Genomic DNA, 15,143 nt, shown 5'->3' with positions numbered 1-15,143 from the left:
CAGCAATAATTGTCCGGTGGCCGATGCATAGGCGCGAAAAGGCGCCCAAACAAAGGCCTGAAAGGGGGGAAATGGATGGCTCAGCCTACCACCGAGCGCCCGCCTTCGGAATGCTTGTCCCCTACTTATTCACAAAAAGATCCACAGCTATTGCACAGCCCGGTGAATTGGCGTAGCAGACAGGGGTTGACGGGAGGGGGGACACCTCTCTAAAATTTCCGGTTCTTTCCGTCCCATTCATACGAGAGGCCCACATGGCCACCAAGCGCACCTTCCAGCCCAGCAACCTCAAGCGTAAGCGCGACCACGGCTTCCGTGCCCGTATGAAGACCGCTGACGGCCGCAAGATCCTGTCGCGTCGCCGCGCCAAGGGCCGCAAAGTCCTGAGCGCCTGATTGCCATGCCGCATCCAGCGGCAGACGCAATCCATTCGACAGTGAATACTGCAGACCCGCGCAAGCGATTCCCTCGCTCTGCGCGGGTTCGCACGCGTGCCGAATATTCAACGGTCTTCAACGGCGCCCGCCGTGTGTCCGATCCGCTGATGACCCTGCACTGGCTACCGGCTGACCGGCCGGCCAGGCTGGGTCTGGCGGTTTCCCGCAAGGTCGATCCTCACGCCGTTGGGCGTAACCGGATCAAGCGCGTCCTGCGCGACGCCTTGCGTCAGACACGAACCGACATACAGCCAGGCGACTTCGTCGTCGTGGCTCGTACTGCTGCGCGTCATGCCAGCAACGAAGATATCCGCCAGGCCTTCCTGCGCCTGTTGCGGCGCCTGCGCGCATTGCCCGCGCCGGGCGTGGACGGCACAATGCCGCCGCCTGATGGCATTGCCATTTCCTCCGTCACCGAGCCGGCACCGCGTCCCGGCCCCGCTGAGCCTGCCTGCTGATGAACCAGACCCGTGTTTTCCTGATCTTTGCCTGGCTGATGGTGGCCGTGCTGCTGTGGATGGAGTGGAGCCGTGAGAAGTCCGCCCCGACCCCGGCGCCGACGACCAGCTCGGCCCCGGCCGCCGCACAGAGCGTTCCGGGTGCAACCCCGGGCAGCATCCCCAGCGCGCAGGTTCCCGGTGCCCCGGGCCAGGCCGCTGTACAGGCCCAGGCCAGCGCCACCCCGTCCGCACAGCGCGTGACCATCACCACCGACGTGCTGCGCCTGGTGATCGATGGTGGCCGCGTGCTCGATGCCGAACTGCTGCAGTTCCCGCAGAGCAAGGACGAAGGCAGCCCGCCGGTACGCCTGCTGACCGAAGATCCCGCACATCCGTACAGCGCGATCAGCGGTTGGGCCAGCGAAGACAAGAACACCCCGGTGCCGGGCGTCGATGGCTTCAAGCTGGTCGGTGATACCCGCGACTTCGTGCTGGCCAATGGCCAGAACGAGCTGCAGGTCCCGTTCGTGTGGACCGCCGACAACGGCGTGACCATCAAGCGCACGCTGATCGTGGGCCGCAACGAGTATGCGATCCGCTTCAAGGACGAAGTCAGCAATGCTGGCGCCGCGCCGTGGAACGGCTACGTCTACCGCACCCTGGACCGCACCCCGACGATCCTGTCGCGGAGCATGACCAACCCGGACTCGTTCAGCTTCAACGGTGCCACCTGGTACGACAACGACAAGAAGTACCAGCGTCGTGCGTTCAAGGATTACCTGGACGATGGCGCGCTGAACCAGAACATCACCGGTGGTTGGCTGGCGATGCTGCAGCACCACTTCTTCACCGCCTGGATCCCGCAGAAGGACCAGACCGCACACTACGTGCTGTCGCAGGTGGCCGGTCGTGACCTGATCGAAGCGCGCGGCCCGGCCTTCACCGTGGCCCCGGGCCAGTCCACCAGCACCGAGGCCCGCCTGTGGGTCGGCCCGAAGCTGGTCAACCTGATCGCCAAGGAAGACGTGCCGGGTCTGGATCGTGTGGTCGACTACAGCCGCTTCTCGATGATGGCGGTGATCGGCCAAGGCCTGTTCTGGGTGCTCAACCAGGTGCACAAGCTGGTGGGCAACTGGGGCTGGGCCATCGTCGGCCTGGTGGTGCTGCTGAAGATCGTGCTGTACCCGCTGTCGGCGACGCAGTACAAGAGTGGCGCCAAGATGCGTCGCTTCCAGCCGCGCATCGCGCAGCTGAAGGAACGCTATGGCGATGACCGCCAGAAGTTCCAGACCGCGATGATGGAGCTGTACAAGAAGGAAAAGATCAATCCGATGGGCGGCTGCCTGCCGATCCTCATCCAGATGCCGATCTTCTTCGCGCTGTACTGGGTGCTGGTGGAATCGGTCGAACTGCGCCAGGCGCCCTGGTTCGGCTGGATCCAGGACCTGACCGCCCGCGACCCGTACTTCATCCTGCCGGTGATCAACGTGGCGGTGATGTGGTTCACCCAGAAGCTGACGCCGGCACCGGGCATGGACCCGATGCAGCAGAAGATGATGCAGTTCATGCCGCTGGTGTTCGGCGTCATGATGGCCTTCATGCCGTCCGGCCTGGTCCTGTACTGGGTGGTCAACGGTGGCCTGGGCCTGCTGCAGCAGTGGTGGATGACCAAGCGCCACGGCAGCGACCCGGTGCCGGCCACGGCGGCGACCGCTCCGGCCAAGAAGAAGTAAGGCGCGTCAGCGCCGACGGGTAGAGCCGGCCGCTGGCTGGCTGACCCAGCAAAGGCCCGCCGCAAGGCGGGCTTTTCGCATGCGGCGTTAGAATCGCCGGCACCCTCTTTCCCTTTGTTCGAGTCCGCCATGCCGCGTGCGCCGTCGTTTCGTCTGTTCCTGCCCAGCCTGCTGCTGACCCTGCTCGTGGCCGGCTGCAGCGACAAGGACGCGCAGGCACCGGCGGCAGTCACCCAGCCGAGCGCACAGGCCGCTGCCGCCGCCGACCCTGCCGCCGCGCCGCTGCTTGGCGCATTGCAGAAGCAGCTCGACGGCTATCGCCGGATCATCGTGCTGCTGGCCGATGAGGAACAGCAGCCTGCGGCTGATCGCACCACCTCCACCCGCATCGGCCAGCAGCTGTTCCACGATGGCCTGGAACAGCGCGGTGCCATTGCCACGCAGTTCGATACCCTGCTGCGTGGCACCAGCCCGCAGCGCTTCGCTACCCTGGCCACGGTGCTGGATTACATCGAGTCGGCGCCCGAACTGTTCGATGCCGATCGCTTGGCGTTCCGCGAAGTGCTGCGTGACCTGCACGAACGCATCGGCGCCGATTCCTCGTTGCCGGCGGTGAAGCTGCACCAGCGCATCGGCGAAGACCTGGAGGCGCTGGACGAGATCGAGCGCAACTACAACCAGGAACTGACCCGCATCTTCAGCCGCTTCGAGCGCACCCGTGCCATCGACCTGAAGCGCGAGAAGTGGGACGACTACATCGCGCACCTGCACAAGGACTACAGCCGCGAAGGGATCCTGCGCGACTACGGCGTGATCGAGCCGTACCCGATGTCGATGAAGGACAGCGACCGCGAGATCTTCGGCCGCAACCTGCCGCCGAAGACGGTGGTGCTGACCTTCGACGATGGCCCGCACAAGGCCTATACCGATGAAGTGGTGGCCATCCTCAAGCGCTACGACGTACCGGGCGTGTTCTTCGAGGTCGGCCGCAACCTGGGCAAGGTCGACACCGACGGCAAGGTCAGCCTTGGGCCGATGGCGAAGATCAGCCGCACCCTGATGGAAGAGGGCTACGCCGTCGGCAACCACAGCCTGACCCATGCGCAGCTGTCGCGTACCACCGGCGATGCGCTGCGCCAGCAGGTGCTGGACACCGACACCCTGCTGAAGGACGTCGACAGCAAGCGTGCACCGCTGTTCCGCTTCCCGTATGGCGCGCGCAACGCCGAAGGCCTGCAGCTGCTGAACGAAGCGGGCCTGAAGTCGATCATGTGGAACATCGATTCGATGGACTGGGCCGACCCGGTGCCGGAATCGATCGTGCAGCGCGTGCTCGACCAGGTGAACAAGGAACAGCGCGGCATCATCCTGTTCCACGATATCCACGACCGCGCGGTGAAGGCACTGCCGCAGATCCTGGATCGGCTGATCGCTGACGGCTACCAGTTCGCCGGCTGGAATGGCCGCGACTTCAGCGTCGCCCGGCCGCCCAAGGGCAGCGACCGCGATGCCACCGTCACCACCGGCTATGAAAAATCGTGGGCGATCGTGGTCGGCATCGACAACTACGCCAAGTGGCCCAAGCTGGAGTACGCCAGCCACGATGCCCAGGCCGTGGCCGATACGCTGACCGGGCAGTTCGGCTTCCCGTCCTCGCAGGTGATCGTACTGAAGAACGAGCAGGCTACCCGCAACAACATCCTGGCCGCCTTCCACGACCGGCTGTCCGACGACCGCACCGGCAGGAATGATCGCGTGTTCGTGTTCTTCGCCGGCCACGGTGCTACCCGTCAGCTGGCATCCGGGCGCGACCTCGGCTACATCATCCCGGTCGATTCGGACCCGAAGGAATTCGCCACCGATGCCATCGCGATGACCGACATCCAGAACATCGCCGAGAGCATGCAGGCCAAGCATGTGATGTTCGTGATGGATGCCTGCTACAGCGGCCTCGGCCTGACCCGCGGCGGCCCGTCGTCGTCGTCGTTCCTGCGCGAGAACGCACGCCGCAGCGCGCGGCAGATGCTGACCGCCGGCGGCGCCGACCAGCAGGTCGCCGATGCCGGCCCGAACGGGCACTCGGTGTTTACCTGGGTGCTGCTGCAGGCCTTGGCCGGCAAGGGCGATCTCAACGGCGATGGCCTGATCACCGGTACCGAGCTGGCCGCCTATGTGGCGCCGGCGGTGTCGGCGGTCTCGCAGCAGACGCCGGCCTTCGGCAGCCTGCCCGGCTCGCAGGGCGGCGAGTTCGTGTTCCAGGTGCCGGACAGCCAGGAATACCTCAACGCCGATACGCGCCAGCTGACCGCCGATGCAATCGCCCTGAACAACAAGGTCGACGCTGCCCAGGATGCCAAGAACAGCGAAGCGCCAGTGACCGTGGCCGATCTGCAGGGCGGCAAGGCCAGGCTGGTGGTGCCGACGGCCGCACCGGCCTCGGACCGCCAGCGCTCGCAGCAGGCCAACGACCGTGGCCTGCAGCTGTACCGCGAGAAGCGCTACGACGAAGCTGCCGTGCAGTTCGCCGAGGCGCTGAAGCTGCGCCCGGACTTCGCCCAGGCGGCGAACAACCTCGGCTTCGTCTACTACCGCCAGCAACGCTATGCCGAAGCGGCGCGTTGGCTGGAGAACACACTGAAGATCGATCCGTCGCGCGCAGTGGCCCATCTCAACCTGGGTGACGCGTACTTCCACGCGGGCGACAAAGCCAAGGCGAAGCAGGCCTATACCACTTACCTGGCGCTGCAGCCGCAAGGCAGTGGTGCGGCACAAGCGCGCGCGCAGCTGGAGAAGCTCTGAGCGATGAACGACATGACGCGTACCGAGACTATCGTGGCCATTGCCAGCGCACCCGGTGCGGGCGGCGTAGGTTTGCTGCGCCTGTCAGGCCCGCGTGCTGCAGCCATCGCCAACGCGCTCGGCGCTCCGACCCTGCGCCCGCGCCATGCGCACTACGCGCGCCTGCGCGATGCCGACGGCGAGGTAATCGACGACGGCATCGTGCTGTGGTTCCCGGCGCCGAACAGCTTCACCGGCGAAGAAGTGGTGGAGCTGCAGGGCCATGGCAGCCCGGTGCTGCTGCAGCAACTGGTCGCGCGCTGCATCGCACTTGGCGCGCGCCAGGCACGGCCAGGTGAGTTCAGCGAGCGCGCGTTTCTCAACGGCAAGCTCGACCTGGCACAGGCCGAAGCCATCGCCGATCTGATCGCGGCCGGTGACAACCGCGCCGCACGTGCTGCACGCCGTTCGCTGGATGGTGTGTTCTCGCGTCGCATCGACACTGTGGTCGAACAGCTGGTGCTGCTCCGCATCCACGTGGAGGCGGCCATCGACTTCGCCGACGAACCGCTGGATACGCTCGGCGGCGCACAGGTGCGGCGCGGGCTGCAGCAGGCGCGTAGCGACCTGGCCTTGCTGCGTCGTGATGCCGAACGCGGCCGTCGCCTGCGCGATGGCCTGCATGCCGTGCTGATCGGCCCACCGAATGCCGGCAAGAGTTCGCTGTTGAACGCGCTGGCCGGCAGCGAGCGCGCCATCGTCACCGACATTGCCGGCACCACCCGCGACACGCTGCGCGAGACCATCCGACTGGACGGACTTGAACTGACCCTGGTCGACACCGCCGGCCTGCGCGATGGCGGCGATGCCATCGAACGCGAAGGCATGCGCCGCGCGCGCGCGGAGATCGAACGCACCGATCTGGCCTTGATCGTGCTGGATGCGCGCGACCCGGCCGCGGGCGAAGCAGCCATCGGTGATGCGATGAAGGCGGTGCCGCACAAGGTGTACATCCACAACAAGTCGGATCTGCTGGATGCGATGCCGGTGCTGGACGACCCGGACCGCGTGTTCGTTTCCGCTGCCACCGGCGCGGGACTGGACGACCTGCATGCGCGCCTGCGCTCGATCGCCTCGGCCGGTGCGGGCGAGCAGGTGGACGGTGAGTTCTCCGCGCGTACGCGCCACGTGGATGCCATCGAGCGCGCGCAGGGACATGCGCAGCGGGCGGACGGAGAGTTGGTGCACGAGCGCCTGGAACTGGCGGCGGAAGAGCTGCGGCTGGCGCACGACGCACTGGGCGAGATCACCGGGCAGATGAGTGCCGATGATCTTCTGGGAAGGATTTTCTCCAGTTTCTGCATCGGCAAATAGTGCCGCGGTGAACTGCGACATGCCTGGGTTTCATGCAGTACAGCGACTCCCTCTTGGTACGATTCGACAATGGACCCGATAACCGACAGCGACGTCAGATCCGCGCTCCTTCGCAAGGTGATCGCCGAGCACGTGGCCAATCCCCATACGCTGGTCGTGGAGGAGATGGGGCTCGCTCGCGGCGCCTGCCGTGTTGATATCTGTGTCATCAATGGGCATCTGCACGGTTACGAGATCAAGAGCGACGTCGACACGCTGCGCAGGCTTCCTGTGCAGCAGCAGTTCTATTCAAACGTTCTCGACAAAGCGACGATTGTCGTGGGGCAGCGGCATCTTGACCACGCACTGGAGGTCTTGCCGGAGTGGTGGGGCGTACGAACGGTATCGCGCGGCGCGCGCAATGCGGTGCGAATGGAACTTTTGCGACCTGCAAGACTCAATCCGTCGGTCATCGGGATGGACGTTGCCGCACTTCTCTGGCGTGATGAGATCGCGACACTGATCTGTGCAAGGAACCCGGACAAGGCAGCGCTGCGCGGCAACCGCACAGCACTGTGCGAGCGGCTTGGAGAGGTATACAGCCTCGCCGAGATCCGCACGCTGGTCAGGGAACAGTTGAAGCGCCGGACAGATTGGCGAGGTCGCGAACAACCTTAGTCAGGTGGTGGTTGGTCGCCACCGTCGGCCAGGTCGAACTGCCGCCTGTGCTGGCGACGTTGTTGGCGCAGTCTTCGATGTATTCGTCGCCAGCACTGTAGGTTCTCCCCATGAATACCACAGGGCGATCAGAGATCAGGTGCCTGCACAGGTCGCGGTACTGGTCACGGCCATTGCGCTTGACCTGGGTGCCGACGATGATCCGCCACTGGTCATCGATCGTGTACTTGATCTTTGCATTCGGGTCGAACAGACGTGGGTCCATCATCTCGGTCTGTGGTGACGCGCATCCGTAGTCGCCGAACCACGGCTGACGCTGTGGGGCACTGGCAGCGAGCCGGGTGTACCCACGCCATTCGCGACGATGAACGTCTCCATGAGGGCGATACCCTGCTGACGGGTTCAGGCTCGCAGGGAAGCTTCCGCCGGCCACGGTGAGCGATCTCCACCGGTCCATGTGTGGCAATCCAGCGATCCACGCCTGCCAGAACGATGCCTGCAGGGTCGGAGAATCTGCGACATCTGCCGCACTGTCCAGAACGATGTCCACCTGTTCTGGTGTCACGCCCAGGAGATGCATCAAGCCGTCGATCTTTGCTGAAGGGTTGCCTTCCAGGTCATCGGGAATCAAGCGCAGTGCGCACCCACGACCATCCTGGACGATGATGCTGGCCACTGCCTGCTGATACACCAGATGCCGACCGAGACCGGTGACAGGGATGGCCTGGCAGGCCGACGCCCGCGCGAGATCGAAGACGCGCGCGAGGTGATGGTCTCCATTGGCCATCGTGTCGTCGCCGGCAAGATGTGGTGAATCGAACAGGCAGCGGCGCTTCTTCCAGTTGGTGCTCAATCGCTTGCCGACATTCTTCAGATGGTCGTCTAGCGACTTGGCGGGCGCATCGTTCTCGAAGTCCCACTGTTCGACCGGGATCTCGAACAGGGGATACATCCAGTCCTTGATGGTCTCGCGTGTACGACCTACAGCGAGGTACTCACCTTGCCGCCATTTCAGGATGGGCACGTACATTGTTTTCTCCATGGTCTGGTCCTCTGCCAACATCGGTGTTGGTCAGTCGAGGCTATGACCCATCCTTTCCGCGGTTCAATCGGAAAAATTGCAGAATCGAATCCGAATGGAGATCAGCGCGATCATTGGCCGACCGCAGGCAGCCGAACACCGGCTCCCCCAACCTGTCACATTCCCGCCGCATACTGACGCCCATCACAAACCGCTTGGGGAAGTCGCAGTGAAGTCGTGGGGTCGTGCGTTGTTGTTGTCGCTGGCCGTGGCACCATCGGTGGCCATGAGTGCTGAATCCTCCCCTCCGGCCGCGCCCAAGGTGTCGGTCTACGGCCACCGCGGTGCAAGCGCATTGCTGCCCGAACACACGTTGGCGGCCTATGCGCAGGCCATCGCCGACGGCGCCGACTACATCGAACCGGACCTGGTGATGACCAAGGACGGAGTGATGGTGGCCCGCCACGAGAACGAGATCGGCGGCACCACCGACGTGGCCGAGCACAAGGAATTCGCCAAGCGGAAGACCCGCAAGGTCATCGACGGACAGACGGTCGAAGGCTGGTTCACCGAGGACTTCACCCTGGCCGAGCTGAAGACGCTGTACGCCCGCGAGCGCTTGCCGGAGTTCCGCAGCACCGCCTATGACGGCCAGTTCCGCATCGCCAGCCTGGACGAGATCCTGGCGTTCCTGGTCCAGCAGGCCGGCCGTGCCAACCGTGGCATCGGCCTGGTGCCGGAGATCAAGCACCCGACCTATTTCCAGTCGATCGGCCTGCCGATGGAAGACAAGGTGCTGGCTGCGCTGCGTGGCAACGCCTATACCAACGTCGGCCCGGTCACCATCCAGTCGTTCGAGACCGCCAACCTGCGTTACCTGCGCGGCAAGATCCCGCGTGGCAGCAACATCCGCCTGCTGCAGCTGCTGTGGAAGGGCGATACCCAGCCGGCCGACATCGCCAAGGCCGGCGGCGCGCTGACCTATGCGCAGATGATGACCCCGGCGGGTCTGAAGGAGATTGCGACCTATGCCGATGGCATCGGCCCGGAGCTGCGCTCGATCATCCCGCTGGATGCCAACGGTGCGCTGGGCACGCCGACGTCGCTGGTGCGCGATGCGCACGCGGTGGGCCTGATGGTGATCCCGTACACCTTCCGCCCGGAGAACCATTTCCAGGCCAGCAACCTGCGCAAGGGCGCGGACAATGCGCGCAACGCGGAAGGGTCGATCGCGGAGATGCGTGCCTATCTGGCGACCGGCATCGATGCCTTCTTCACCGATGATCCGGCACTGGGCCGGCAGGCGGTGGATGGAATGGGCGCGGCGGGAAACGCGGCGAACTGACCCGCTCTGGTAGGCGCCAACCTTGGTTGGCACGCGGTCACCGCAGGGAGCATATATGGACGCCGGACGCATGAGCGCCGACCAAGGTCGGCGACTACCGGAACGCGAGGACGCGGCGCCCGGGGTCAGAGCCCCTTCGGGGATCCGACCCCGCCACCGCTCAACCGCGCGGGTCTTGCGGCCGCCGGAACGGGATCACCACATAGTCCTGCCCTTCGCGTGGCTGCCACAGCACCGGCACGCGCTGCGGCGACGGCGGCTCGAGTTCGTCGTCGGCCAGCGGCTCGACCTCGTCTTCCTCGTCCTCCCAGCTGTAGCGCGGGCGCGGCGGCAACGGGTCGGCATTGCGGAACAGCAGTGCGGCGATGATGCCGGCGAAGGCTCCGCCCATGTGCGATTGCCAGGACACGCCGTCGGCGTGCGGCAGCACGGTCATCAGCATGCCGCCGTAGAACAGCATGCCGATCAGCCCGGTGGCAATGGCTGCGCGGTCGCGGCGCAACAGGCCGAGGCTGGCCAGCAGGAACATCAGGCCGTGGGTGACGCCACTGGCGCCGAGATGGAAGCTGCCGGGGTTGCCCAGCATCCACGCACCGATGCCCGAGCCAACCCAGAGCAGGGGCAGGGCACGTAGCGTGGCCTTGGGATAGACGCTGCCGGCGAGGGTGCCGAGGATCAGGATCGCGGCGCTGTTGGCGGCGATGTGTTCGACCGAGGCATGCAGCAGCGGTCCGCCGATCAGGCCGAGCAGGCCCTTGGCTTCAAGCGGTGCCACGGCCCAAGGTCGCCAGTCGAAATGATCCTGCAGGGCGAACACGGCCACCAGCACCAGCACGGCAGCCAGGCTGGCATTGAAGGCGCGCAGGATGCGCGTACGGTCGTTGCGGTCGGCCGGCGCGTCGCCGGCGGGCAGGGGCGCGTTCGTGTTCATACCCTCAGCAATGGCGGTGGCCGGCGCGAAACCAAGGCCACCGCTGCGGGAGAGTGGAGGCGGCCGGCGGGACAATCCGCCGGCCGCATCCTTCAATCCGCCTGGATCAGGCGCCACCTTCCTTCGGCGGATTCTTCAGGCTCAGCACCACCGTGGCGGCGATGATCACCGCGACCACGCCCAGCGAGATCGGGGTCGGGATCTTGAACAGGTCGATGATCATCATCTTGACGCCGATGAAGGCCAGCACCAGGGCCAGGCCGTACGGCAGCAGGTGGAAGCGATCGGCCATGCCGGCCAGCAGGAAGAACATCGCACGCAGGCCGAGCACCGCGAACACGTTGGAGGTCAGCACGATGAACGGGTCGGTGGTGATCGCGAAGATCGCCGGGATGCTGTCCACCGCGAAGATCACGTCGGTCACCGCGATCAGGATCAGCACCGCGAACAGCGGGGTGAACCAGCGCACGCCGTCGCGCTTGACGCTCATCGCGCTGCCTTCGTAGTCCGGCAGCAGGCGCAGGTGCTTGCGCATCCAGCGCAGGGCCGGATTGGCTTCCAGGTCAGGCTCCTGGCCCGCGGCGAACCACATCTTCCAGCCGGTGAAGAGCAGGAAGGCGCCGAACACGTAGAGCAGCCAATGGAACTGGGTGATCAGCACGCTGCCGGCGAAGATCATGATCGTACGCAGCACGATCGCACCCAGGATGCCGATGATCAGCACCTTCTGGCGCTGTTCCTCCGGCACCGCGAAGTAGCTCATGATCATCAGGAAGACAAAGATGTTGTCCACCGCCAGCGCCTTCTCGACCAGGTAGCCGGTCAGGAACTCCAGGCCGACCTTGTTGGCCACGACCTGGCCGGCGGTCTCGTTCAGGTAGAACCAGAGGCCGCCGTTGAAGGCCAGCGCCAGCACCACCCAGCCGATGGACCACCACAGGGCCTCCTTGAAGGTGACCTTGTGCGGGCCACCATGGCGCATCAATACGAGGTCGACCAGCAGGGCGATGACCACCACCGCTGCGAAGCCGCCCCACAACCACAAATTACCGATCGTCTGCATGGGTTTGTCCGTTGGGAAATGAAAAATGCCTCAAGCCGGACGGCGAGGATCTGCAACGGAGGATCGGGAGGGGATCCAGGGACAGAGCTTCGCCAGTACGGCGAAGGTCTCGCTCGCAGTTCCGATGGGCCGGAACTGCCGTTGCACCGGAGCCTGCGGGCTCGAATTGACGGCGACAACGTCTGGGAGCTACTCCCCTTCTGCCGCCGATTCTGCGGCCTGGCCGGGCCGGCGTCAAATGCCCTGGGGCGGGGCTCGGATCCCCGCAGGGGCTCCGACCCCATGCCCACGACGACCAAGGGGTCAGAGCCCCTGTGGGGATCTGACCCCAGCGCCCGGTCTACAATAGGTGGATGAATACCCCCCTTCCCGTTATCCGCCTCAAGAACGCGTGGCGCTCCAGCCACCCGTGGATCTTCCAGAAACTGGTCGAGAAGCCGACCGTCCGGCCCAAGCCCGGCTCCCTCGTCGACGTCGTCGGCGTGGATGGCGAGTTCATCGGCCGTGGTTTCTACAACGGGCATTCGCGTATTGCCGTGCGCATCCTCGAAACCGACCCGCAGATCCCGGTGGATGCCGGCTGGTTCTCGCGCAAGATCGCCCAAGCGGTGTCGCTGCGTCGCGAGGTGCTGAAGCTTGATGCGGTGTCCGACGCCTGGCGTGTGGTGCACAGCGAAGGCGATGGCCTCTCCGGCCTGGTGGTGGACCGTTACAACGATCTGGTGGTGGTGGAGTTCTTCGCCGCCGGCATGTTCCGTCACCGCGAGTGGATCTACGACGCGTTGCGCGAACAGTTCCCGGGTTGCCGCTTCCACAGCTTCGCCGACGAGCACGTGCAGAAGCAGGAAAGCTTCGACTTCCACGGCAACACCACCACCGAAGCGTCGGTGATCACCGAGTACGGCATCAAGTTCCGCGCCGACCCGGCCGGTGCGCACAAGACCGGTTTCTTCGCCGACCAGCGCGAGAACCGTGAGTGGCTGAGCCAGCAGGTGGAAGGCAAGAGCGTGCTCGACCTGTGCTGCAACACCGGCGGTTTCGCCGTGTATGCGGCCGCGCGCGGGGCATCTGAAGTGGTCGGCATCGATATTGATGAAGACGTCATCCAGATCGCCAAGGGCAATTCGCGTCTGAACAACGTGCGCCCGAAGTTCGTCCAGTCCGACATCTTCCCGTGGCTGCGTGATGCGGCCAACCGCGGCGAGAAGTACGACGTGGTGATCCTGGACCCGGCGAAGATGACCCGCGATCGCGAGCAGGTGATTACCGCGCTGAAGAAGTACCTGGACATGAACAAGCTGGCGCTGGGCGTGGTCAAGCCCGGTGGCCTGTTCGCCACGTTCTCCTGCACCGGCCTCGTGGCCGAGGACCAGTTCCTGGACATGCTGCGTCGTGCGGCGTACTTCTCCGGCCGTACCATCCAGATCCTGAAGGTGGCCGGCGCCGGCCCGGACCATCCGTTCATGGCCCACGTGCAGGAATCGCGTTACCTGAAGGCCGTGTTCTGCCGCGTGGTGGACTGACCCACGGCATGGAGCCGGGCGATGCCCGGTTCGCGCACACAGCGCCGAAGACTACCCCCGCGCGCCGGCCTCAGGGCTGCGCGCGGGGCGGCGCAGGAACCGGCTGCAGCTGCTGCAGCAACCCGTTGATCACCTCGGACCTGCGCCGCAGATGGTGGCCGAGCACCATCGCCACCGCACCCAGCGCAAGCAGCGCCGGTACCGCGAGCAGTGCGAGCACCCAGCCGACGTCGAACAGAAGCCAGCCCAGCAGACGCTGGTGATGCCATCGCTGCGACCGTTCAGAGCGGGGCAGCCCCGCTGCTTTCTCGAAGCGGGACTGCATTGCCGGCGATACCGGAACACCGATGTCTTCGCCATTGGCCAATGCATGGGCAGTGGCGACCACGGCCGACGAGGCCACGCCGTAGGGAAGCTCCTGCTGTGCACGCAGATAGGCCTGCCACTGGGGGCTGAAGCTGCTGAAGTCTGGACTGGCGATGAGCGCGTCCAGCTGGCGATGGTCGAGGCGATCGCCCTGGCCCACGGCGGGCGCGGTGATGCCCACGCTTCCCAATGCACCGCACAGCAGCATCGAACCCAGGGCGAACGACCAGGCGAAGCGGCGAACGCGATGGCGGCCGAGCAGGTCGCGCACACCGAAGTACATCCACACCAGCAGCAAGGGGGTCATGACCATCAGGATGAGCAGCTGCTTGCCTGTGTCCTTCGCCCCATAGCCCGCCGGCACGTGCGCCCACGACGGCGGGCCCAGCTCGGTGCCGGTGAATGCCAGCGCCATGTAGGACAGCGCCGTTGCCGCCAGCGGAAGGCAGGCCAGGCCGAAGACCCGCAGCAGCGAGGCCCGCCGGTAGAGCGCGCGCAGGCCCGGAACAGCTTCCACCCGCGCCTGCAGATCCGGCGGGATCTGCAGCGGATCGCGTACCGGCGCGCTCATGCCGGCACCGCCGATGTGCGCAGCAACTGCTGCAGGGCCTGTTTCAGCTGGTCCTGTGCCTGGGCCGCGCTGGCGATCATCTGCGGGCTGGCGTTGTCGCTGTTGTGCAGCGCCTGGATGGTCTGGCGCCAGATTGGCAGCAGGATCTGCACCGTCTCGCTGTAACGATCCAGCAGGTCGATGGCGTGGCTGCGTGCCAGCTGCACCTGCATCCGGCTCATCGAATGGCTGGCCAGCAGCGCGGTCAGGTTGGCTACGCGGCGTTGCAGCCGCTCGACCGGACGGTCGAGCACCGGCGCGTCATCGTCGTTGTCGACGGCCGCTGGCAGCTCCTGCAGGAACTGTACGCCTGCATCGATGTACACCTGCAGTCGCACCCCCTGCACGTCATGCTCGAGCAGCTGCGCATCCAGTCGATCGACGCTGGCACGCACGGCGATGGCCTCGCGCTCGATCCTGGCCAGAACATCGCCGTTGCTGCCCATGGCAATGCGACGGCGCAGGCGTTCTTCGATATCGGCACCGGTGAACCGCTTCCACCATCCCGCGCGCTGCAGCAGCGCATTGGGATCATGTTCGGACAGCCGGCTGACCAGCTCGGCAAGCGCCTGGGCCAGTGCGTTGGCGCTGCCATCCTGCCAGGCCGGCTCGGCGCTGGCGCTGGCCAGGTCGGCCGGGCCATAGCGGCCGATGTCGGTGCGCCCGGCAAACAATGTTGGCAGCACATCACGCTTGAGCTGCTCGACGGTGACCACGCTGGCGGGGACGGGCGCCTGGCCCTGCACGGGCAGCGCGGGAGGCTGGGAGTTCGACATCGATGCTTCCATTCCATGGTCGACGCAGCGCGCGGTGCTGCACGCTGACCTATCGGCTGCCGGCGAGTGTAATGGAGCTGGCGGATCAT

At 65.5% G+C, this 15,143-nt stretch carries 13 protein-coding genes; 8 read left to right on the top strand and 5 right to left on the bottom strand.

The window, feature by feature from the left end; translation table 11 throughout:
* Positions 1–254 precede the first annotated feature (254 nt).
* From rpmH to ACEF39_RS21120, 6 genes are all read left to right on the top strand, one after another.
* On the top strand, positions 255–395 hold the full coding sequence (gene rpmH / locus ACEF39_RS21145) for a 50S ribosomal protein L34 (protein ID WP_006404565.1): 141 nt from the start codon (positions 255–257) through the stop codon (positions 393–395).
* 5 nt (positions 396–400) lie between these two features.
* Positions 401–895, top strand: a complete 495-nt coding sequence (gene rnpA / locus ACEF39_RS21140) for a ribonuclease P protein component (RefSeq protein ID WP_025875580.1) — start codon at positions 401–403, stop codon at positions 893–895.
* Positions 895–2,610, top strand: coding sequence for a membrane protein insertase YidC (gene yidC / locus ACEF39_RS21135; protein WP_500286499.1), 1,716 nt, complete (start codon positions 895–897; stop codon positions 2,608–2,610). Before rnpA ends, yidC begins: the two co-directional genes overlap by 1 nt.
* Positions 2,611–2,739: 129 nt before the next feature.
* A complete protein-coding gene (locus ACEF39_RS21130) occupies positions 2,740–5,409 on the top strand; it encodes a polysaccharide deacetylase family protein (RefSeq protein WP_500286498.1) in 2,670 nt (889 codons plus the stop codon).
* A gap of 3 nt (positions 5,410–5,412) precedes the next feature.
* Positions 5,413–6,762, top strand: a complete 1,350-nt coding sequence (gene mnmE / locus ACEF39_RS21125; protein WP_500286497.1) for a tRNA uridine-5-carboxymethylaminomethyl(34) synthesis GTPase MnmE — start codon at positions 5,413–5,415, stop codon at positions 6,760–6,762.
* Positions 6,763–6,831: 69 nt separating this feature from the next.
* Positions 6,832–7,419 carry a sce7726 family protein gene (locus tag ACEF39_RS21120; RefSeq protein ID WP_500286496.1) on the top strand — a complete coding sequence of 196 codons (588 nt, stop codon included), beginning with the start codon at positions 6,832–6,834 and terminating at the stop codon, positions 7,417–7,419.
* On the opposite strand, the gene ACEF39_RS21115 is transcribed toward ACEF39_RS21120, so the two are convergent.
* Complete coding sequence (locus ACEF39_RS21115; RefSeq protein ID WP_500286495.1) at positions 7,367–8,449, bottom strand: beta family protein; 1,083 nt, start codon at positions 8,447–8,449, stop codon at positions 7,367–7,369. The genes ACEF39_RS21120 and ACEF39_RS21115 overlap by 53 nt on opposite strands.
* Positions 8,450–8,669: 220 nt before the next feature.
* On the opposite strand from ACEF39_RS21115, the gene ACEF39_RS21110 reads away from it, so the two are divergent.
* Positions 8,670–9,785, top strand: coding sequence for a glycerophosphodiester phosphodiesterase (locus ACEF39_RS21110; protein ID WP_500286494.1), 1,116 nt, complete (start codon positions 8,670–8,672; stop codon positions 9,783–9,785).
* Between the two features lie 160 nt (positions 9,786–9,945).
* Here ACEF39_RS21110 and ACEF39_RS21105 read toward each other — a convergent pair whose 3' ends face one another.
* A complete protein-coding gene (locus tag ACEF39_RS21105; RefSeq protein ID WP_500286493.1) occupies positions 9,946–10,716 on the bottom strand; it encodes a rhomboid family intramembrane serine protease in 771 nt (256 codons plus the stop codon).
* Between the two features lie 106 nt (positions 10,717–10,822).
* Positions 10,823–11,779, bottom strand: a complete 957-nt coding sequence (locus tag ACEF39_RS21100; RefSeq protein ID WP_500286492.1) for a TerC family protein — start codon at positions 11,777–11,779, stop codon at positions 10,823–10,825.
* A gap of 353 nt (positions 11,780–12,132) precedes the next feature.
* Between ACEF39_RS21100 and ACEF39_RS21095 the strand changes: the two genes are divergently transcribed.
* Entirely contained in the window at positions 12,133–13,302 is a 1,170-nt protein-coding gene (locus ACEF39_RS21095; RefSeq protein ID WP_500286491.1) for a class I SAM-dependent rRNA methyltransferase, read from the top strand.
* Between the two features lie 70 nt (positions 13,303–13,372).
* Here ACEF39_RS21095 and ACEF39_RS21090 read toward each other — a convergent pair whose 3' ends face one another.
* Both ACEF39_RS21090 and ACEF39_RS21085 read right to left on the bottom strand, forming a co-directional pair.
* Positions 13,373–14,239, bottom strand: a complete 867-nt coding sequence (locus ACEF39_RS21090; protein WP_500286490.1) for a hypothetical protein — start codon at positions 14,237–14,239, stop codon at positions 13,373–13,375.
* A complete protein-coding gene (locus ACEF39_RS21085) occupies positions 14,236–15,054 on the bottom strand; it encodes a protein klaA (RefSeq protein WP_500286489.1) in 819 nt (272 codons plus the stop codon). Before ACEF39_RS21085 ends, ACEF39_RS21090 begins: the two co-directional genes overlap by 4 nt.
* Between the last annotated feature and the right edge of the window lie 89 nt (positions 15,055–15,143).

Origin of the sequence: Stenotrophomonas indicatrix (genome assembly GCA_041545745.1) — a bacterium.
GTDB classification, from domain to species: Bacteria; Pseudomonadota; Gammaproteobacteria; order Xanthomonadales; family Xanthomonadaceae; genus Stenotrophomonas; species Stenotrophomonas indicatrix_A.
The sequence above is the reverse complement of the archived record's forward strand: the minus strand, read 5'-3'. Positions and strand labels throughout refer to the sequence as shown.

What these genes read in the sequence shown, in the direction of transcription:
- rpmH (WP_006404565.1), top strand. Translation starts at nt 255, where the DNA reads ATGGCCACCAAGCGCACCTTCCAGCCCAGCAACCTCAAGCGTAAGCGC.
- rnpA (WP_025875580.1), top strand. Translation starts at nt 401, where the DNA reads ATGCCGCATCCAGCGGCAGACGCAATCCATTCGACAGTGAATACTGCA.
- yidC (WP_500286499.1), top strand. Translation starts at nt 895, where the DNA reads ATGAACCAGACCCGTGTTTTCCTGATCTTTGCCTGGCTGATGGTGGCC.
- ACEF39_RS21130 (WP_500286498.1), top strand. Translation starts at nt 2,740, where the DNA reads ATGCCGCGTGCGCCGTCGTTTCGTCTGTTCCTGCCCAGCCTGCTGCTG.
- mnmE (WP_500286497.1), top strand. Translation starts at nt 5,413, where the DNA reads ATGAACGACATGACGCGTACCGAGACTATCGTGGCCATTGCCAGCGCA.
- ACEF39_RS21120 (WP_500286496.1), top strand. Translation starts at nt 6,832, where the DNA reads ATGGACCCGATAACCGACAGCGACGTCAGATCCGCGCTCCTTCGCAAG.
- ACEF39_RS21115 (WP_500286495.1), bottom strand. Translation starts at nt 8,449, where the DNA reads ATGTACGTGCCCATCCTGAAATGGCGGCAAGGTGAGTACCTCGCTGTA.
- ACEF39_RS21105 (WP_500286493.1), bottom strand. Translation starts at nt 10,716, where the DNA reads ATGAACACGAACGCGCCCCTGCCCGCCGGCGACGCGCCGGCCGACCGC.
- ACEF39_RS21100 (WP_500286492.1), bottom strand. Translation starts at nt 11,779, where the DNA reads ATGCAGACGATCGGTAATTTGTGGTTGTGGGGCGGCTTCGCAGCGGTG.
- ACEF39_RS21095 (WP_500286491.1), top strand. Translation starts at nt 12,133, where the DNA reads ATGAATACCCCCCTTCCCGTTATCCGCCTCAAGAACGCGTGGCGCTCC.
- ACEF39_RS21090 (WP_500286490.1), bottom strand. Translation starts at nt 14,239, where the DNA reads ATGAGCGCGCCGGTACGCGATCCGCTGCAGATCCCGCCGGATCTGCAG.
- ACEF39_RS21085 (WP_500286489.1), bottom strand. Translation starts at nt 15,054, where the DNA reads ATGTCGAACTCCCAGCCTCCCGCGCTGCCCGTGCAGGGCCAGGCGCCC.